The organism is Ruegeria sp. L11 (assembly GCF_056531755.1).
The window spans coordinates 73,217-91,722 of record NZ_JBQFMI010000011.1 but is presented as its reverse complement, the minus strand read 5'-3'; the positions used below and the strand labels follow the sequence as shown (position 1 = coordinate 91,722).

Genomic DNA, 18,506 nt, shown 5'->3' with positions numbered 1-18,506 from the left:
CATGCTTGAAGGACTTCTGATAGGCCTGCAAACGGCATTCTCACTGCAAAATCTGCTGATGGTCGTCGCGGGCTGTCTGATTGGCACATTCATCGGAATGCTTCCGGGTCTGGGCCCGATGTCGATCATCGCCATCATGATCCCGGTGGCAATTTCCATGGGTGACCCGTCGGCCGCGCTGATCCTGCTGGCCGGCGTGTATTATGGCGCCATTTTTGGTGGTTCGACCTCTTCTATTCTGCTGAATGCGCCGGGGGTCGCGGGTACCGTCGCCTCCAGCTTTGACGGCTACCCGATGGCACGTCAGGGCAAAGCGGGCAAAGCCCTGACCATTGCAGCAATCGCGAGTTTTGCAGGCGGTACGCTAGGCGCATTGCTTTTGATGATTTTCGCCCCTGCCCTGTCGTCTGTTGCGTTGCTTTTCCATTCAGCCGAGTATTTCGCGCTGATGGTTGTCGGCTTGTCGGCCATTGCCGCCTTTGCGGGAACAGGTCAGGTTGCCAAGGCAATCATAATGACAATCCTTGGATTGATCATGGCCACCGTTGGCGAAGGCGTACTGTTCAATATGCCTCGTTTCACCATGGGCATCATGGATTTGCAGTCGGGCTTCGGCTTTATCACACTTGCAATGGCCATGTTCGCGTTACCCGAGGCGCTGTTTCTTGTTCTCAAACCCAAGGACCTTAAGGGCGAAGAAGGTGAAATCAAGGACTTGCGCATAAGCAGGGAGGAAGCCAAAGCCATTGCTCCGGTGATTGGTCGCCAGTCTATCCAAGGGTTTTTCATCGGCGTTCTGCCCGGTGCAGGCGCAACGATTGCCAGTTTTCTGGGCTATGCGGTTGAGCGTAACATCGCCCCAAAGGCCGAGCAGGACGAATTCGGCAAAGGGTCGATCAAAGGGCTGGCCGCGCCTGAAACGGCGAACAACGCCGCCTGTACCGGCTCGTTCGTGCCGCTGCTGACCCTGGGCATTCCCGGATCGGGAACGACGGCAATCCTGCTTGGGGCATTGATTGCCCTGAATGTGACACCGGGGCCACGCCTTATGCTGGACGAACCGCAGATCTTTTGGGCGGTCATCATGTCCATGTTCATTGGCAATCTGGTGCTTCTGATCCTGAATCTGCCGCTGATCCCCTATATTGCCAAAGTTCTCTCGGTGCCGCGTAACTATCTGATTCCCTTTATTTTGTTCTTTACTCTGATGGGGGCCTATATCGGACAGAACAATGCAACCGAACTGCTGATACTGGTGGGTTTTGGGGTATGCGCAACGGCGTTGAAATTTGCTGATTACCCACTGGCACCACTGCTGATCGGTTTCATCCTCGGCGGTATGATGGAAGACAACTTCTCACGGTCCATGCAGTTGTACGATGGTATCGCCTTTATCTGGGAACGCCCGATGACGCTGGGTCTGCTGGTTATTGCGGCGCTTCTGGTGCTCCTACCCAGCTACCGCGCGCGCCGTGCCCAGGCCCGGGCGGAAGGGGTTGCCGAAGGTGACTGACCCGCTGGCGGGAATACGGGTTCTCGATCTGACCAATGTCCTCGCGGGTCCGTATTGCTGCTACCAACTGGCATTGATGGGTGCCGACGTGATCAAGGTCGAGCGCCCCGATGGTGGCGACCTCGCTCGCGTTCTGGGAGCTGATCCCGCCAGAAACAAGGCGGGGATGGGGATCAGTTTTCTGGCGCAGAATGCCGGTAAAAAATCTGTCACGCTGAACATGAAATCGGAAAAGGGCAAGGCGCTGCTGAAACGCCTTGTCCAGTCAGCTGAAGTTCTGGTGGAAAACTTCCGGCCCGGAGTAATGGATCGTCTTGGTCTTGGTTATGAAGTTCTGCGCAACGTTAATCCCAACCTGATCTATTGCGCCATCAGCGGGTTCGGGCAGGATGGCCCCCGGCGCGGCGATCCAGCTTATGACCAGATTGTGCAGGGTATCAGCGGCGTGATGTCAATCACCGGCGCCCCCGACACGGCACCGTATCGCGTCGGCTATCCGTTGGCGGACACGGTCGGGGGGATGACGGCCGCCTTTGCAGTCGCGGCGGCATTGAACGCCAACCCACGCGGCACCTATCTGGATGTTGCGATGTCCGAAGCCGTTATTTCGACAATGGGTTGGGTTGTTTCAAATTATCTGGTGGGTGGCGTAACGCCCGGAGCGCATGGGAATGAGAACACAACCTCGGCCCCCTCAGGTACATTTGCCACGCGGGACAGCCCTATCAACATCGCGGCCAATCGGGACGAGCAATGGCAGGCACTTGCCCGCTGTCTCGGGCGGGATGACCTGCTGGACAACCCCGACTACGCAACGCGTGAAGATCGCAAAACAAACCGCCACGCCTTACGTACAGAACTGGAACGCACCCTAAAGACGAAGGCCGCGTCCGAGTGGGCGAGTGAACTAAACGCATTGGGGGTACCGACAGGACAAGTTCTGACCGTGCCCGAGGCCCTTGCAGACCCGCAACTTTCCGATCGCGGTCTGATTGGCTCTTTGTTGGTTCACGGCGAACAAATGCAACTTGCAGGCAGTCCCGTCGTAATGGATGGCGCCCGGCGAATGCCGCAAATCGCGCCACCAAAACTTGGGGCCGACAACAAGGCGGTGTGGTCCGAAATCGGATTGACCGACGCGGAAGTCGACGCGCTGAGCAGAGAGGGGATCATATGAGCGATGTGTCAGATTGGTGGGCAACATCCATCATCGATATGGAACCTGGCCGGATAGACCTGCGCGGGGAGCCGATTCAAAACCTGATCGGACGCTTTGGTTTTGCGGAGATGATCTGGTTTATGGTACGCGGCGACCGCCCATCAAAAGCGCAGGCCCAATTGTTCGAAGCCGCGCTGGTCGCGGCAGTCGACCACGGTCCTCAGGCACCGTCGATTGCAACCGCGCGCATGGCGGTTACCTGTGGCCTGCCTCTCAACAACGCGATGGCGAGCGCTGTGAACATGTTGGGCGACATTCATGGAGGGGCTGGCGAGCAGGCCGTGGAACTCTACCACTTTGTGGGCCATTACCCTGGCACTTTGGCGCAGGCAATCGATGCGTGGATCGAAAGCCACGGAAAGATACTTCCGGGTTTTGGACACAGGTTTCACACGCCCACAGACCCCCGCGCGCCGCGCCTGATGGACTTGGTCGCCGAAGCGGTGAAAACCCGTGCTTGCGATGGGCAATTCATGCGAATTGCGCAGCAAATCGAGGCAGAACTTGCGCGGCGTAAGGGTAAACCCGTCCCGATGAACATCGATGGCGCAACCGCAGTTATTTATGCCGAGCTTGGGTTTGCGCCACCATTGGCGCGCGGCCTTTTCTGCCTGTCCCGATCAGTGGGTATTCTGGCACATGCCTGGGAGCAGATGCAGCAAGGTGGTCGCAACAAAGGGCCGACCCCACCCTCATATCGCTGGACGTACCAGCCGGGTTAAGCGCTTTTCCGATGGGATCGATTTGCCAACAGATCGGCGGCCGCACGGGCAATAACCAGCTCTTCATTTGTCGGGATAACCATGGCGACCACTCGGGACAGGTCTGTCGAGATGATCCGATCATTGTCCGCGTTGGCATCGGGATCCAGTTCAATCCCCAGCCAGCCCATTCCGGAACATACCCTGTCGCGTACAAGGCGCGAGTTTTCTCCGATACCACCTGTGAAGATCAAGGCATCAATACCGCCCAATATTGCTGCCATTGCCCCAAGTTCGCGGCGGATGCGGAACGTGAAATAGCTGATGGCCTGTCGGCTTTCGCGGGTATCTGCTTTTTCAAGAGTGCGCATGTCGCTTGAAAGTCCCGAAAGACCCAGCAACCCTGATTTGCGAAACAGAAGGTCGGAAATCTCTGAGGCGCTCAACCCTTCCTGATCCATCAGATACAACAAAACACCGGGATCAAGCTGACCGCAACGGGATCCCATCGGCAGCCCGTCCAACGACGAAAACCCCATGGTCGAACCGACGGATCGCCCCCCGATCATGGCACACATCGACGCTCCGTTACCCAAATGCGCAACCACAACCCGCCCCGCGTGCAAAAGCGGCGCGGTTTTGGCCAAATGGTCTGAGATGTATTCATAACTAAGCCCGTGAAAACCATAGCGTCGGACGCCTTTGTCGTAATACTCGCGCGGCAGGGCGAATACGTCGTTCTCCCAGGGGTGGTTGCGATGAAAGGCCGTGTCGAAACAGGCAATCTGGGCGGCATTCGGAAAACGTTCCATAGCTGCCTTGACGCCAGCCAGGTTGTGCGGCTGGTGCAGAGGTGCATACGGAGAGAGCTTGTCCAACTCCTCCAAAGCAGCGGCGGTCAACGGCAAAGGCGTATCGATCTCAGGTCCACCGTGAACAATACGATGCCCAACCGCGGTGACCTCGCAACTGGGGAAGGCCCGTGACAACAGGTTCAGTACCCAGTCCAGTGCAGCAGCGTGATCGTGAATATCACCTGCCGTGCCATTCGCCAGAACTCCACCGCCAGATGACCGCGCCTTGACGATTGGTTCTGGCTCGCCGATCCGTTCGACCACACCGGTGCACACCATGACTGGATCGTCTTCTGTCAGTTCGAACAGGCCGAACTTCATCGAAGACGATCCGGCATTCAGTGTCACGACATGTGTCATGCATATCCTCTGGTTTGCGAAAAGGTGAAGTTCCTAGGGTTTACTGATCCGCTCTGGTACAAGGTTGAGTTTAAGACATTACCCAAGACTACGAGCCAGCCAACCGCTACAAACCCCGGTCTTTGCAAATCTCCATGGAAGAAAAGATCGTTCAGCCCATTTTTTCCGGGGTGCCAACAACACCTTCATTCCTGCCAACCTAGTCGTAATCATGGATTGGAACACGTGCAAGGCACTAAGCTGACGCTGTCAAACACGGGTCCCGAAGCACAGTTCACTTCATCCGCCGCGACGGTTTCCTCCACCCCCTTGTTTTCGCATGGTCAACCCAATGCGCTTTCTCGCGACATCAACATCGACGACACGTACTTTAACCACCTGCCCGGTTTTAACCACGTCATGCGGATCTTTGACAAACCGGTCCGCCAGCTGGCTGACATGAACCAGCCCATCCTGATGCACGCCGATATCCACAAAAGCGCCGAAAGCGGCGACGTTGGTGACTGTGCCTTCCAAAACCATTCCGGGTTTCAGATCGGTGATTTCTTCGATGCCATCGGTGAAAGATGCGGAGACAAAACTGGGTCTGGGGTCGCGTCCGGGCTTTTCAAGTTCGGCAAAGATGTCCCGAACCGTCGGCAGGCCGAAATCCTGAGTTACGAATTGTTCCGCCCGCAACCCCTTTAACGCGCCATCATGGCCCATGATGTGACGGATATCGCGACCGCAGGCGGCAACGACCCGGCGCGCAATGTCATAGGCTTCGGGGTGCACTGAAGACGCGTCTAAAGGCTCTGAACCGTCCCTGATGCGCAGGAAACCGGCGCATTGTTCGAACGCACGTGGTCCAAGGCGGGCGACGGACAGCAAATCCTTCCGCGATAGGAAGGGCCCATTCAGGTCACGGTGGGTGACAATCGCTTCGGCCTGCGCCGGACCCAGACCAGACACGCGTGACAGCAAAGGGGCAGATGCGGTGTTCAGATCAACCCCGACAGCATTCACCACATCCTCGATCGCGGAATCCAGCGACTGTGACAGGCGATGCTGATCCACATCATGCTGATACTGGCCAACACCAATGGATTTCGGTTCGATTTTAACCAGCTCGGCCAAGGGGTCCTGCAATCGGCGCGCAATCGAGACCGCGCCACGTAGCGAGACATCCAGATCAGGAAATTCGCGCGCAGCCAGTTCAGATGCGGAATAAACCGAAGCGCCAGCTTCTGACACCACCACTTTTGTTGGTGCTTTCACCGTCTTGGGTAGAAGTGCAAGAGTGTCTGCAACCAACCTTTCGGTTTCACGGCTGGCCGTCCCGTTCCCGATTGCGATCAGTTCGATCCGATGAGCTGATATCAGATTGAGGATACTGGCCTGTGCACCTCGCAGATCATTCTTCGGCTGAAACGGGTACAAGGTGTCGGTGGCGACAACCTTGCCGGTCGCATCAACAACAGCAGCCTTTACGCCCGTACGAATGCCCGGATCCAGACCCAAGGTCGCCTTGGCACCTGCCGGTGCGGCAAACAGCAGATCCTTGAGGTTTCGCGAGAAGACCTGAATGGCTTCGTCTTGCGCCCGGCTGCGCAGGTCAGCCATCAGTTCGACCATCATGGACAGCGAAAGCTTTACCCGCCAAGTCCAGCCCGCGACTTTGCGCAACCATGCGTCTGCCGGCCCCGTGCCACGTGTCTGTAGATGAGCGGCAACAATCGTCTCGGCTCGCGCGGCACCAAATTCCGGTTCAGGCGCGATATCCAGCGTGACGATGCCCTCTTTGGATGCCCGCAGCATCGCCAATGCCCGATGTGACGGCACGTCCGCCCACAATTCGGCATGGTCAAAGTAGTCGCTGAACTTTGCGCCGTCCTTTTCCTTGCCTTCGATGACCTTTGCGCTGAGCAGAGCCTCGCGCTGCATGAAGCTGCGCAATTCGCCCAGCAGTGCGGCGTTTTCCGTCAGCCGCTCGGTCAAAATGTCCCGCGCGCCGTTCAAAGCATCCCGGGTCGTTGTTACTACCTCAGTAAGGTATGCCGCAGCCAATGCTTGAGGGTCGCAGTTGCGGTCCGCCAGAATAGCGTCAACCAAAGGTTCAAGCCCATTTTCGCGCGCAATCATAGCCTTGGTGCGCCGTTTTGGCTTGTATGGCAGATAAATGTCTTCCAACTGCGCTTTGGTTTCGGCACGCGCTATGGATTGGCTCAGATCTTCCGTCAGTTTGCCCTGATCCTTGATCGAGTTCAGGATGGTCTCACGCCGCGCTTCAAGCTCGCGCAGATAGGTCAGCCGCTCGGACAGCAGACGCAACTGGGTGTCGTCCAATCCTCCGGTTGCTTCTTTCCGGTATCGGGCGACAAAAGGCACGGTTGCTCCTTCGTCCAATAGCTTGATCGCGGCACCGACCTGCTCGGAACGTGCCTTAATCTCGGTGGCGATAGTGCGGGCGATACGGTCCAATGGTGCCTCCTGAAGCGACGGTGGAAGAACTTCTTAACCAGCCGTTTCGGCAAGGGGAAGACCCTTGGTTCACTCCGCAGTCTGGCCGTTTCAGTTTGGCTGTTCATCAAGTCAGCACGCCAGGCAGTGTCCACATCAAACCCACGGCATAAGTCCGCGATACGGGCTACGCGTGCTTACCGAATGGGCCATATGTGCCAAGGTCACCAGATCATAAACCGGCAGGCTCAATTCCTTCTGAATTGAGGCCGCGTAAGGCGGTAGATCGGTGCATTCCAGTACCAGCGAACGGATTTCCGGTGTATCGCGTTTCAGTTTGCGTACAGCATTCAGAACTTCAGCCTCAATCAGATCGGTATCCATTCGGGTGCGCGTATTGCGCAGGATGACTTCGGCGAACTCGGTCGTGTTCTCAAGACCCTGCACAGCTACGGGGATGTCCCCTGCCCCAACCCCATCGAAATGGCGTTGCGTCAGCGCCGAGGAATCGGCGGTTATCACTCCTACCGGTGCACTGGCACCGGTCATGTAATAAGCCAGCGGCACCTGAATCAGGCTTGAGGCAAAAACGGGCACGGACACGGCTTCGGCCAGCTCTTTCTGGAACAATGCAAGAAACCCGCAACTGCCAGTGATGGCCCGCACACCTTCGGATTCAAGCCTCTGCGCGCCTTTGATGAAGGGCTCCAGCAACTCTGGTGTCGGGTTGTTCAGCAGCTTTGGTACTGTGACGCCTTCAATCATCTCATACAGCACCGGGAACGGAAGACTCGATGGGTTTTTGATATGGCCCGGAGGTTTGGGGAAATAGCTTTCCAGGCACAAAACTCCGATGGATGCCCCGCAGATATTCTGTCCACCTGGGTAGATCGGCATGACGTTGTGATCCTTCTCGAGAAGTCGCTTCGCGTGTTTCAAAACCGCGACAAGGCAAATGGGTCCAGACTGATGTTCAGACGCTGTCCAGCTACCAGATCGGCCACAAGCTCTCCGGTTTTAGGCGCCATCATCAGGCCATAGTGGGAATGACCGAAAGCGCTGAACAATCCCTGATGTCCGTCAATCGGCCCGATGGCAGGCAAGCTGTCTGGAAACGATGGGCGGCGCCCCATCCAGAATTGCGTGTCGGCGGTATTAAGATCCGGTATCATTGCCTTGGCTTGTCGCGTCAGTAACGCCTGTTTTCGTGGATCGGGCGGGGCATCTACACGCGCAAACTCGGCGGTGCCTGCCACACGCAGCCCGCCCTGCATCGAACTGGCAACCACTTTGGCATCCACATCCATGACCGAATTCTGAAGGCTCGCCAAAGGTGCGGGGAACTGAACATGGTACCCGCGTTCAGCAGCCAGCGGCACAGACAGACCCAAAGGTTTCAAAAGCTCGGCAGACCACACACCTGCAGCCAATATGACTGTATCAGCCTGAAGCGTATCGGTCTGGGTTGTCAGATGCCACCGCCCCTCGTCGGTTCGGTTCAGTTTTCGAACTTCGGCCCGAATAAACTCAACGCCTTGTTGGCGCGCTTTTTCAGCCAGAACCGCGCCAACCTGACCGGGTGATGTAATCCGTGCCTGACCTTTGATAAGGATCGCTGCTTCGAAATCCCCGGATAGAGCGGGTTCAATTCGGCGCAACTCTGGGCCGTCGATCCTCTCGAGTTGACCACCTTTCTCCTGTCGGATCAGATATCCCAGCGCCTTCAGGTCAGCTTGATTCGGGTGGCGGAAAGCATGGATGTAGTTGGAAGCGACAATCAGGTCTTCATAACCAGTGTTCTGCAAATGACGTCGATACAACTCTATCGACGGTCTGCAAAGAAGCTCCATCGCATCCGAGATTCGGCGGACCGATCGTTCATCAGATGCTTTCAAAAACCTCAGGCCCCAAGGGACCATCCTCGGCCAGAACGAGGCCCTGACGGACAAGGCGCTTTTGGGGTCCAGCAGCATCCGGGGGATTGCCTTCCAGATACCGGGAACCGCTTGGGGGATCACTGACCATGGCGAGACTACACCGGCATTACCGAATGAGGTCTCCTGCCCGGGCTCTCCCCGGTCAATCAACCGCACGGTTTTGCCACGTTCCTGCAATGACAGCGCGCAGCAGATGCCGACGATCCCGGCTCCGATTATGGTAACACGTTCAGACATGTCAGGCCGTTGCTTGAGTTCGGGTGCGGGCGATCAACTGCGCAACGATCACGGGTGACGCCACGGCCAGCGCGATCAGGTCAGCCGTTAACGTGGGTGCCACGAAGATGATCCCGGCAAAGGCCATCAGAATACGAGACAATACGTTGAGCGGTTGCAGCCAATAGCCGACGACCGCCGCGGACAGAGCGATGACCCCCGCTATGCAGCTTGCCGCAGTATATGTGAATTCCCAAAAATCAAACCCAGTGGAAGACACGAACAACAAAACCGGCGCATAGACGAATGCCATCGGCGCTATAACCTTGCCCAACCCGAGCGTAAACGCGGACAGCCCGGTGCGGAACGGATTTGAGTTGGCGATCGCCGCTGCCGCATAAGCCGAGGTACAGACCGGAGGTGTAATTTCGGATACCACACCGTAGTAAAGCACGAACAGGTGGCTTGCGATGGGCGGAACACCCAACTGTGCCAGCGCGGGCTGCGCGACAGAAACCAGCATGATGTAAAGCGCGGTGGTCGGAATACCCGCCCCCATCAAAATGCAGACGACAGCGATGAAGATCAGTGAGATGAACAGTTGCAGGTCTTCGATTGCAAACAGCTGGAAGCTGCCGAACGAGATCATATTATAAAGATCCGCCGCCAGATTGCCTGCCCCTTGCGTGACCATAAATCCGATACGAAAGCCGATACCGGTGGTGTTGATCACACCCACAACAATACCGACAGCGGCGGCAGCGGCACCCACCGCCAGCGAGTATTTTACGCCCAGTTCGACAGCAGCCAGCATCTCGGGCACTTCGATACGTTTTTGTGGGTTCAGTGTGGCTGTCACAGACAGCGCGCAGAGTATCGCGGTCATTGTCAGGTCGAACCCACCATCCGAGAATTTCCATAACACAAAGGCCAGAAACGCCGCCGCGTAAATCAGCGTTGGTGGCTGTTTGATACGCGACATACCCGCGATCACTGCCAGCGATATGCCGCAGAAGGCCGACATGAATGGCGTGTAACCGGTAAACAGCACCACCAGCAGGCCAATCAGGGGCACGATATTGGCCCAGCCTTCAGCCCAGACAGCCTTGAGTTGCGGCAATTGTTCCTTTGTCAGACCCTTCAGGTTCAGCTTGCGCGCCATCAGATGCACAACTGCAAAGACACCGACGTAGTGCAGAAGCGCCGGGAAGATCGCGGCAATGACAATAGTGGTGTAAGGCACCTCCAGGAACTCGGCCATGATAAAGGCCGCTGCCCCCATGATGGGCGGGGTAATCTGGCCGCCCGCCGAGGAAGCGGCCTCGACCCCGCCCGCGAAATGGCCCGGATAACCCAGGCGTTTCATGTTCGGGATGGTCAGCGCGCCGGTTGAAACCGTGTTGGCGACCGAGGACCCCGAGATCGTTCCAAAGAATGCCGATGAAACGACCGACACCTTGGCCGGGCCACCTGTATAGCGACCCGCCAGAATTGTGGCATTGTCGATAAACAACTGTCCCAACCCGGTGCGCTGCGCGATCACACCAAACAAAACGAAATGGAAGACTATGGTCGAAACGACCCAAAGCGTGACGCCATAGATGCCTTCCTGCGGAAAGTACATCGACGACACGAAGGTTTTGAAATTTACACCGGGATGCTGCAACAAACCGGGAAAATAAGGACCAAGCAGAGCGTAAGAGATGAATACGCAGATAATCAGCGGCAGCACCCAACCCAGCGTGCGACGGGCGATGTCAAGTACCAGCAGAATGATAACCACGCCAAGAAAGACATCGTAATTGTTGGGATTACCCATACGAAAAGTCTGTTCCTCGATCCCGAGAAAGGGAATACCGCGCCAGGCAAATCCAACGTAAAGCGCCGCAACGATGCCAAATGCCATGAATACCAGGTCATAAAGCGGGACGTTCCCGATACGAAACCTGCTGATTTTGAGCGCATATAGGTTTTTGGCCCCGACAATCGGAATGGTCGCGTAAACCAGTATGAATAACAGGGCCAGATAAATGCCCATGTGCCAGTGGTCCGCCGGCAAGCCGAAACCTGCGGTGAAGAATTCATAGGACGCGAATAACAGGGCAACAACCCGCAGAACCTTGGCCGTGTTCGGTGTAACCTGACGTACTGCGGCGCCTTCGTCGAACTGTTCTTCGATGGCAGCCAGTTCCTCGGCTGTCAGGTCGTGGTCATCGCGTGTTTCGGTCTCGGACATGATGGCCCTCTGATTGCGCGTGTAAGGAGAGTGCGGCGCCCCGCACAGGGGCACCGACGACAGGCTTCAATGAGGTTCGATTACTGCAGAAGGCCTGCTTCTTTGTAGAACTTCTCTGCACCAGGATGCAGCGGGACACCCAATGCTTCGACTCCGTCCAAAGCTGTGTCAGCTGTGATCTGCTTGCCTTTGGCGTGACCGTTGTCCAGCAGTTTTCGGGTGTTGTCGTTCCACAGTGCTTTGGTCAGCTGATAGACCAGTTCTTCGGACAGGTCCGACGACACAACCAGCATAGCGCTGACCGCTGGGGTCTTGGTTTCGGTGTCAATCCCTTCATACACACCGCCCGGTATGGCGGAAGGGATATAGGCCGGAATGATCTCGTTGATCTTAGCAAGGTCTTCGTCACTGAACGAGTGCAGGTTCATACCTTTGGTCGATGACAACTGCACCATAGCGGCGACCGGCCAGCCAGCTGCGTAGAAATACGCGTCCAGCTGCCCATCGGCCAGACGCTCGGCGCTCTGACTGTTGTTCAGCTCTGCTTCGTCCATGTTATCGCGGTTTACGCCCCATGCATCCAGCATCTGCAGCACGGCCACCTGTGTGCCTGAACCCGCCTGTGCGATACCCACGCGCTTGCCTTTGAGATCGCTCAGGTCACCAATGGTCTGACCTGCGGGCAGAACCAGATGCAGATCCTCTGGGAACAGGTTTGCCACAATGCGCAGCTTGGGATGCGGCTTGCCTTCGAACTTGCCTTCGCCCAGATACATCGAACGGGTGACATCAGCGGCCGCCAGACCGGCCTCAAGCTCGCCATTCTCCACTGCCGCGTTGTTAAAGACTGACGCAGTTGTTGATTGTGCAATCGCGATCAGGCCGGGTACGCCGCACTGACCACCTTCTTCGCAGGGGCGCGAGCCCGGAGGGGCCGAGATCCCATTTGCGATGGTTCCGCCAATCGGAAAATAGGTGCCGCCTGCACCACCGGTGCCAATACGGAAAAAAGTTGGGTCCTGTGCAAGTGCGGGCGCGGCCATAGCACCTGCCAAAGCCAGACCTGTCAGGCATTTCATCAGTCTCATCGTAAGCTCCCAGTTTTGGATCATTGGATTCGGTTTGTCCGAACTCTGATCCAATCAGCCTATGGAGATTTACCATAAATACAAATTTGTTATATTTAACTAAACTGAAGTTTGGCTTATGGATCTGGAATGAACCTTACTCAATTGACTGTTTTTCGTGAGGTGATGGAAAGCGGCTCTATCTCTCAAACCGCAAAAAAGCTGAACCGGACACAACCGGCCATCAGCCTTGCGCTCAAGAACCTAGAAAAAAGTTTGGGGCTGATCCTGTTCGAACGAAGAGGGCGCCGTTTGATTCCAGTACCGGAAGCACACTACCTATTGTCGGAAACCACTGGTATTCTGGACAGATTATCTACGATTTCCAGTACGATGCACGGACTTCTTAAAGGGAGTTCCGGTAGCTTGAATATTGCAGCGATGCCAGGCCCTTCCACTTTTGCCTTTCCGAATTTCATCAGCCGTTCAGTTGGTGGAAACCCCGATATACAAATCACACTTTCAACCCGCAGCTCTCCGCAGATTATGGAACTGGCGGGTACTCAGAACATCGATTTCGGGTTTGCTGATTTTGAACATCCGACAGGTAAGCAACCACAGTTCTCAGCCGAGATCATAAGCGGCGACTGTTTTTGCGCGCTGGACAGAGACAACCCCCTGGCGAAAGAAAGCGCCGTTATGATATCCGATCTTGACGGAGTTCCAATGGGCGGGCTGCATGACACGCATCCGTTTCAGGAAAAAGTGCGACAAGCGTTTCAGATGGTCTCGGCGAATTACACACCAACGGTGACCTGCCAATATTTTCTGCCGCTTATCCCTTTTGTCGGATCGGGCCAATGCTGCACGATTGTCGATCCGTTGACAGTCGTTACCGAGCGGGAGTTGAACATTTCAAACGACCGTGTCGTGTTTTTGCCCTTCAGTGAACCGTTGAGGTATGAATATGCGATCCTGTCACCGAACCACCGGCCTCCGTCCCAGCTAGCGTTGCAGATCAAAGCCGGCTGGAAGGCTGAGGTTTTGTCGATGCTACATCGAACAGGTGCCAACCCACAGACAGAAATCGCCTGAAAACATACACGTTTCCAGTGCTGCTCAGTTACGTTGTTCAATCGATGACTCCAGCGTTGACCGCAAAAGTTGCGCATCAAGCGGTTTGTAGAGCAAAGGCAGATTGGCGCGCTTGCAGCGCCTGGCCAGTTCAGGTGATCGGTTGGCCGAAATAACGCAGCCGGGCAGAGGTCCAAACTCGTTCGTCAAGGCATGTATCGCGTCGACACCGGTTCTATCGTGATTCAACTGAAAATCGGCGACTATTGCATCGGGCAGAATGTCAATTTCACGAAGAAGATTGATTGCTTCGTCTTCGCTTTCGCTCTCCAAAACCTCGACCCCCCAGGATTCGATGGTCATGGTCAGTGCACTACGAAGGTTTTCATCATTCTCAATCAACAATACAACCGTGTTACCAAGTACCTTTAAGCCCGGATCGTGGGCCGCAGGGGCGCTGCTGGATGTGGTCTGCTCTTCCTGCGCCAACGGCACTTCGACCGAGAATCCAGTGCCTTTGCCTATTTCGGAATACAGCTGGATCGGATGTTGCAACAGCCCACAGGCGCGCTCCACGATTGCAAGGCCCAATCCCATACCCTCTGCCGCGCTGGCATCAGAATGCAGGCGCTGAAATTCCTGAAAGACGATGTCTCTTTGGTCTGACGCGATACCGATACCTGTATCCCAGACTTGCAAGGCAATTGCGCCTTTGCGACGCCGCACACCGACCAGAACCTTTCCGGTCTCGGTATACCTGATCGCGTTCGACAGCAGGTTCTGCAAAATCCGACGCAAATGGCTGGCGTCGCTGGTCACACGCGCGTTCGTGTCAACAAATGACAGCTCAAGCCCTTTTGCCTGCGCCATGGGGCGAAATGCGTCTTCCATCTGCGAAAACAGCGTGCTCACTGATATGGTCGACAAATGCGCGGTGGCCCGTCCTGAATCCAGCTTCGAGATATCCAGCAGCGCTTCCAGAATGTGTTCAACGCTGTTCAGCGCACTTTCAGCCTTGCCTGCAACGGTCTTTGCGTCGTCTTTATCCAAGCCGCTGCCCAGCGATGCAACATAAAGCTTTGCGGCAGAAAGAGGTTGCAGCAGATCGTGACTGGCCGCTGCCACAAATCGCGACTTGGATGCGTTCGCACGCTCGGCCTCGTTCAACGCGTCAGCCAGTTCCATTGTGCGAGATGTTACGCGTTGTTCCAACAGCTCTTTGGCTTCGTATAAGGCCTGAGCGGACTTTCGTTCTGCGGTTACATCGGTGAAGGATATCACAAAGCCCCGGTCCGGCATCTCCTGCGCAAACACCGAAAGAATTTTTGACCTTCCGCGGTGCATCTGAAATTGCAGAGGACGGCGATAAGTTTGCCGCGTCACCCAATCCAGCAGATCGGCTTCCGTTACCCCCTTCTGGAACCTGATGTTCGTGCCAAGGCGATTGGACAGCGATTCAAACCGGGTCCCCATCTGAAACTGTGCGATCGGAATGGCCAGCAACTCACTGGCGCGGTTGTTCCAACCGATCAGACGGTGTTTGTTGTCAAAAATGCAAACGCCCTGTTCGATATGTTCCAGCGTCGCGCGGATCAGCCTGGCCTTGTCATCCAGTATCCGGTCACGCTCCTGCCGTTCGATCCGCATGATATCAGTCACATCGGTTTGCAGAATAACAGTTCCGCCATCTGGTGTGCGGTGCTCGGATACTTGCGACCACCGATTGCCAACAAGCCGGACATTGAACACCACATGATCGTCCGTATGCCGGTCCAAACGGCTTTTGGCCCAGTCTGTCGGTGTCATCGTTTCAGGCAGGGACAGGAACCCTGATCGGCTGACCAGTTCGACATATTCGGCAAAGCTCAACCCTGGACTCAGCCGCTCCTGAATGTCAGGCATATGCAGACCAAAGCGGCTGTTGCACAGCACCAGTTTTTCGTCGCGATTGAAAAGGGCAAACCCCTCTTGCACTGTTTCGATTGCATTGGCCAGGTCAGCGCGTGCGGCTTCTGTGTCCTTGTTCGCCTGTGCCAGTCTGGCATTGGAATCGTTCAGCAACTCAAGGGCACGTTCCAGATCATTCGTCCGGGCGCGGACCTCTTGTTCAAGCACGGCCGCGCGCTGAAACTGCGCATAAGCTGCGCCTGACGCATCGGTGGATTCTTCTACCCGGCGCATCAGCGCTTCGGCAATCTTGCGAAGTTTCTCGTTCTGGCGATCAACCGAGTCCGACGGGTCAGTAAGATGCTCGATCATGCGTTACTCTTTCTCGGGTGGATATATAGCAACACCCGTCAGAGTTTGGTTCACGTGGATGGAATTGTACTGCTCTCCGTAGGTTGAAAATCCGACAACGTGATTGCGGGCCAGAATGTCCGAGATTTCGCGGGTCTTTTGCTTTTCCTGCGCTTCCAGTCGGCGGAGAATGCAGTCGCAACCCAGAATGGTGTCGGGTTGCCGTTTCTCGGTCAGAAGGCCGATTTCTTCCTCAAGATGCTCGACCATGTCCCTTGGTTCGGCCAGCGTCAGCACAAGCCCTTCATCAATGGCCGAGAAAAAGACGAGGTCCCCGTTGCCCGCCACCTGCTGAATGGCGCGGACGTGATGCTGCCCGCCAATCTGCACAACAACGGGGTGCGCCGCAAATGTGAATGTCGTCAGTTGTTCCGGATCCTTGCCAAGGATACGGGCGTATTCACGAGCGGCGGGCTCGGCGTTGATTTCCTGAACGATGCGTTTTGCCGGGTCCGCCTTGGTCACCACCATGCGCCGGTTCGTTGGTACCAGATGATCGGTTTTGAACACCTTGATCGGGCACCGCGTACGAACCTGAGTCAGTATGGCAGCATTGCTCAGCGCCTTGCCCTGATGCAGCACATAGGTACGCCCGAACCGGGTTCCATCACCGGCCGATCCGCCAAACAATGGCACCGGCCCCAAACCGACGGCCAACTCGGAGGTCAACGCATCCTCTTTGGTCGACAATCCGTCGATCATCAGGAAAGTAAACTCATGGTTCCAGTCGGGCGCCGTGACCATCATGTCGTTTCGGTTGTGGATCATCTCATTGATGATGCTTTCCGCCTCAAAATCGTTCAGATCGGAAACCAGGACCGTACGCGTGTCGAAATGGGACTGTGGCAGGCCAATCGCGACGATCTGATCCTCGCAATAACCGCTATCCGCAAGTTCTCCGGCGGTGGTACAGCCAACCACCGGAGTAGGCGCAAACACCTGCTCGGCTTTGGTAATGACCGCAGCCGCGTCCGCGTTTGGACTGACAAAAAGTATCACCAGCGCAAGCGGTTCAGCCCCGAGTTGACGTACGAGCACCCCAAGCGCCTGCCCGGTGTCGTAACGCGCGAAAGCCGTTTTGACGATGCCTGTCGCACCGGTCCGGGCTGTCGCCCACCCGACTGCTTGGTCCATCGAGCCTCCTCCCTAAAGCGCGACGATGTGGTGAGAGTATGACGCTTAGCCGTGGTCTTGCAAGACGCTGGCAAACGAAGCTTTCTTTGCAATCAGAACGGCTTGCGTTCGGCTTTGCACACCCAGTTTCCGCATGATTGCCGTGACATGCGCTTTGACCGTGGGTTCCGCAATGGACAGGTCATAGGCAATCTGTTTGTTCAGCTTGCCCTCACAGATCAGTTGCAGAATGCGGGCCTGCTGATTTGTCAGCGTCGCAAGCCGATTGACCGCCTCGGCGTGTTCATCCTCTTCAACATTGATCAGAACGCACCCTTCGGGCACGAAAACTTTGCCGGAATGCACTGTCTCGAATGCCAGGCGAAACACATCGCGTTGGCTATGCTTGGGTACATAACCCGATGCGCCCGCCTGAATCACCTGACTGACAACGCGATTATCCGTCATCGAGGACACCACAATAACCGGGGCATTCGCAGCAGCCTTCAGACGGACAAGGCCGTCCAGCCCCTCCACATCCGGCAGGTTGAGGTCCAGCATGACCGCGTCCGGTTTCAGCCCACCTGACAGAAGTTCCATCGCGCCTTCCAGTCGGTCCGCGGTATGGATTTCGCCGATCTGCGCCACGCTTTGCAAGGTCATCGACAGCGCGTCGCAAAACAGGGGGTGGTCATCGACGATCAGCACTTTCTCGAAGCCAGATCTTTCGACGGAGTCTGCAAGCATTTGGTATTGCCTTTTTTCAATCAGGTTGCCCCCAGTTTATCCAATCCTAACAACGAAAGTAATCTGCGCCTACTGGCCCAAAGTCGTACATAAGATCGGTTCGGCAACTCCTACACCCAAGGTCTAATAGGCAGGGCGAAAAACACCACGTAGCGTAAGAAAAAACACCTGGAGAAGAGAAATGGAGCTGAGTGACAGCCGCGTCATTGCCGCGCCGCGATCCAAGGTCTGGGACGCGCTTTTGTCGGCTGAGGTTCTGAAAGAATGCGTTCCGGGATGTCAGGAAATGACGGGCTCGGTCGATGACGGGTTCGAAGCGACGGTGGTGCAGAAAGTCGGCCCCGTCAAAGCGACCTTCAAAGGGGCCGTTACCCTCTCTGATATCGTAACGCTTGAAAGCGTGAAGCTCTCGGGTGAAGGTAAGGGTGGGGCTGCGGGTTTTGCCAAGGGTGCGGCCGATGTCAGTTTGTCTGATGTGCCCGAAGGTACTCTGCTGACCTATACCGTCGACGCACGTGTCGGTGGCAAGCTGGCCCAGCTGGGCAGCCGGGTCATCGATGGCGTCGCCAGAAAAATGGCCGACCGGTTCTTTGAAAGTTTTCAGAACGCGGTCGAACCCGAAAAAACACCCGATCCGGAAACCTCGGATCAGGTTCAAGCTGAACCTTCTGCCGAGGGTGAAGGCGGCGAAGCAAAAAAAGGTTGGTTCAAGCGCGTATTGGGCGGTTGAAC

General features: G+C 56.1%; 14 protein-coding genes. 5 read left to right on the top strand and 9 right to left on the bottom strand.

The genetic code is table 11. The features are described from left to right. Position 1 precedes the first annotated feature (1 nt). From ACR0CE_RS15860 to ACR0CE_RS15850, 3 genes are read left to right on the top strand one after another with little or no spacing between them, the layout of a single operon-like run. The gene (locus tag ACR0CE_RS15860) at positions 2-1,513 is read left to right on the top strand and encodes a tripartite tricarboxylate transporter permease (protein ID WP_480833152.1); all 1,512 of its coding nucleotides are present in this window, start codon (positions 2-4) and stop codon (positions 1,511-1,513) included. Next, the gene (locus ACR0CE_RS15855; RefSeq protein WP_480833151.1) at positions 1,506-2,690 is read left to right on the top strand and encodes a CaiB/BaiF CoA transferase family protein; all 1,185 of its coding nucleotides are present in this window, start codon (positions 1,506-1,508) and stop codon (positions 2,688-2,690) included. The genes ACR0CE_RS15860 and ACR0CE_RS15855 overlap by 8 nt, the downstream gene beginning before the upstream one ends. Continuing rightward, a complete protein-coding gene (locus ACR0CE_RS15850) occupies positions 2,687-3,454 on the top strand; it encodes a citryl-CoA lyase (protein WP_480833150.1) in 768 nt (255 codons plus the stop codon). The genes ACR0CE_RS15855 and ACR0CE_RS15850 overlap by 4 nt, the downstream gene beginning before the upstream one ends. On the opposite strand, the gene ACR0CE_RS15845 is transcribed toward ACR0CE_RS15850, so the two are convergent. The 6 genes from ACR0CE_RS15845 to ACR0CE_RS15820 form a co-directional block, all read right to left on the bottom strand. Next, positions 3,451-4,647, bottom strand: coding sequence for an acetate/propionate family kinase (locus tag ACR0CE_RS15845; RefSeq protein ID WP_480484341.1), 1,197 nt, complete (start codon positions 4,645-4,647; stop codon positions 3,451-3,453). The genes ACR0CE_RS15850 and ACR0CE_RS15845 overlap by 4 nt on opposite strands. Before the next feature lie 279 nt (positions 4,648-4,926). Beyond that, positions 4,927-7,107, bottom strand: coding sequence for a Tex family protein (locus ACR0CE_RS15840; RefSeq protein WP_480833149.1), 2,181 nt, complete (start codon positions 7,105-7,107; stop codon positions 4,927-4,929). A 135-nt stretch (positions 7,108-7,242) separates the two neighbouring features. Further along, positions 7,243-7,983: an aspartate/glutamate racemase family protein gene (locus tag ACR0CE_RS15835; protein ID WP_480484339.1), complete on the bottom strand. Its 741-nt coding sequence runs from the start codon at positions 7,981-7,983 to the stop codon at positions 7,243-7,245. 38 nt (positions 7,984-8,021) lie between these two features. Further along, positions 8,022-9,260 carry an NAD(P)/FAD-dependent oxidoreductase gene (locus tag ACR0CE_RS15830; protein ID WP_480833148.1) on the bottom strand — a complete coding sequence of 413 codons (1,239 nt, stop codon included), beginning with the start codon at positions 9,258-9,260 and terminating at the stop codon, positions 8,022-8,024. Position 9,261: 1 nt separating this feature from the next. Further along, on the bottom strand, positions 9,262-11,475 hold the full coding sequence (locus tag ACR0CE_RS15825) for a TRAP transporter permease (protein WP_480833147.1): 2,214 nt from the start codon (positions 11,473-11,475) through the stop codon (positions 9,262-9,264). A gap of 80 nt (positions 11,476-11,555) precedes the next feature. Continuing rightward, positions 11,556-12,563: a TAXI family TRAP transporter solute-binding subunit gene (locus ACR0CE_RS15820; protein WP_480484336.1), complete on the bottom strand. Its 1,008-nt coding sequence runs from the start codon at positions 12,561-12,563 to the stop codon at positions 11,556-11,558. A gap of 129 nt (positions 12,564-12,692) precedes the next feature. Here ACR0CE_RS15820 and ACR0CE_RS15815 point away from each other — a divergent pair, with 129 nt between their 5' ends. Beyond that, positions 12,693-13,637, top strand: coding sequence for a LysR family transcriptional regulator (locus ACR0CE_RS15815; protein WP_480488688.1), 945 nt, complete (start codon positions 12,693-12,695; stop codon positions 13,635-13,637). A 24-nt stretch (positions 13,638-13,661) separates the two neighbouring features. Here the strand turns inward: ACR0CE_RS15815 and ACR0CE_RS15810 are convergent, their stop codons facing one another. Genes ACR0CE_RS15810 through ACR0CE_RS15800 form a run of 3 tightly spaced genes read right to left on the bottom strand, consistent with a single transcriptional unit; the run spans position 13,662 to position 17,774 of the window. Continuing rightward, entirely contained in the window at positions 13,662-15,875 is a 2,214-nt protein-coding gene (locus tag ACR0CE_RS15810; RefSeq protein ID WP_480833146.1) for a hybrid sensor histidine kinase/response regulator, read from the bottom strand. Positions 15,876-15,878: 3 nt separating this feature from the next. Further along, the gene (locus ACR0CE_RS15805; protein ID WP_480539689.1) at positions 15,879-17,048 is read right to left on the bottom strand and encodes an FIST N-terminal domain-containing protein; all 1,170 of its coding nucleotides are present in this window, start codon (positions 17,046-17,048) and stop codon (positions 15,879-15,881) included. Between the two features lie 45 nt (positions 17,049-17,093). After that, positions 17,094-17,774 carry a response regulator gene (locus ACR0CE_RS15800; RefSeq protein WP_480488693.1) on the bottom strand — a complete coding sequence of 227 codons (681 nt, stop codon included), beginning with the start codon at positions 17,772-17,774 and terminating at the stop codon, positions 17,094-17,096. A gap of 181 nt (positions 17,775-17,955) precedes the next feature. Here ACR0CE_RS15800 and ACR0CE_RS15795 point away from each other — a divergent pair, with 181 nt between their 5' ends. After that, positions 17,956-18,504: an SRPBCC family protein gene (locus tag ACR0CE_RS15795; RefSeq protein WP_480833145.1), complete on the top strand. Its 549-nt coding sequence runs from the start codon at positions 17,956-17,958 to the stop codon at positions 18,502-18,504. Positions 18,505-18,506 lie beyond the last annotated feature (2 nt).

What these genes read in the sequence shown, in the direction of transcription:
- ACR0CE_RS15835 (WP_480484339.1), bottom strand. Translation starts at nt 7,983, where the DNA reads ATGCCGATCTACCCAGGTGGACAGAATATCTGCGGGGCATCCATCGGA.
- ACR0CE_RS15850 (WP_480833150.1), top strand. Translation starts at nt 2,687, where the DNA reads ATGAGCGATGTGTCAGATTGGTGGGCAACATCCATCATCGATATGGAA.
- ACR0CE_RS15820 (WP_480484336.1), bottom strand. Translation starts at nt 12,563, where the DNA reads ATGAGACTGATGAAATGCCTGACAGGTCTGGCTTTGGCAGGTGCTATG.
- ACR0CE_RS15830 (WP_480833148.1), bottom strand. Translation starts at nt 9,260, where the DNA reads ATGTCTGAACGTGTTACCATAATCGGAGCCGGGATCGTCGGCATCTGC.
- ACR0CE_RS15805 (WP_480539689.1), bottom strand. Translation starts at nt 17,048, where the DNA reads ATGGACCAAGCAGTCGGGTGGGCGACAGCCCGGACCGGTGCGACAGGC.
- ACR0CE_RS15815 (WP_480488688.1), top strand. Translation starts at nt 12,693, where the DNA reads ATGAACCTTACTCAATTGACTGTTTTTCGTGAGGTGATGGAAAGCGGC.
- ACR0CE_RS15825 (WP_480833147.1), bottom strand. Translation starts at nt 11,475, where the DNA reads ATGTCCGAGACCGAAACACGCGATGACCACGACCTGACAGCCGAGGAA.
- ACR0CE_RS15810 (WP_480833146.1), bottom strand. Translation starts at nt 15,875, where the DNA reads ATGATCGAGCATCTTACTGACCCGTCGGACTCGGTTGATCGCCAGAAC.
- ACR0CE_RS15795 (WP_480833145.1), top strand. Translation starts at nt 17,956, where the DNA reads ATGGAGCTGAGTGACAGCCGCGTCATTGCCGCGCCGCGATCCAAGGTC.
- ACR0CE_RS15800 (WP_480488693.1), bottom strand. Translation starts at nt 17,774, where the DNA reads ATGCTTGCAGACTCCGTCGAAAGATCTGGCTTCGAGAAAGTGCTGATC.
- ACR0CE_RS15845 (WP_480484341.1), bottom strand. Translation starts at nt 4,647, where the DNA reads ATGACACATGTCGTGACACTGAATGCCGGATCGTCTTCGATGAAGTTC.
- ACR0CE_RS15860 (WP_480833152.1), top strand. Translation starts at nt 2, where the DNA reads ATGCTTGAAGGACTTCTGATAGGCCTGCAAACGGCATTCTCACTGCAA.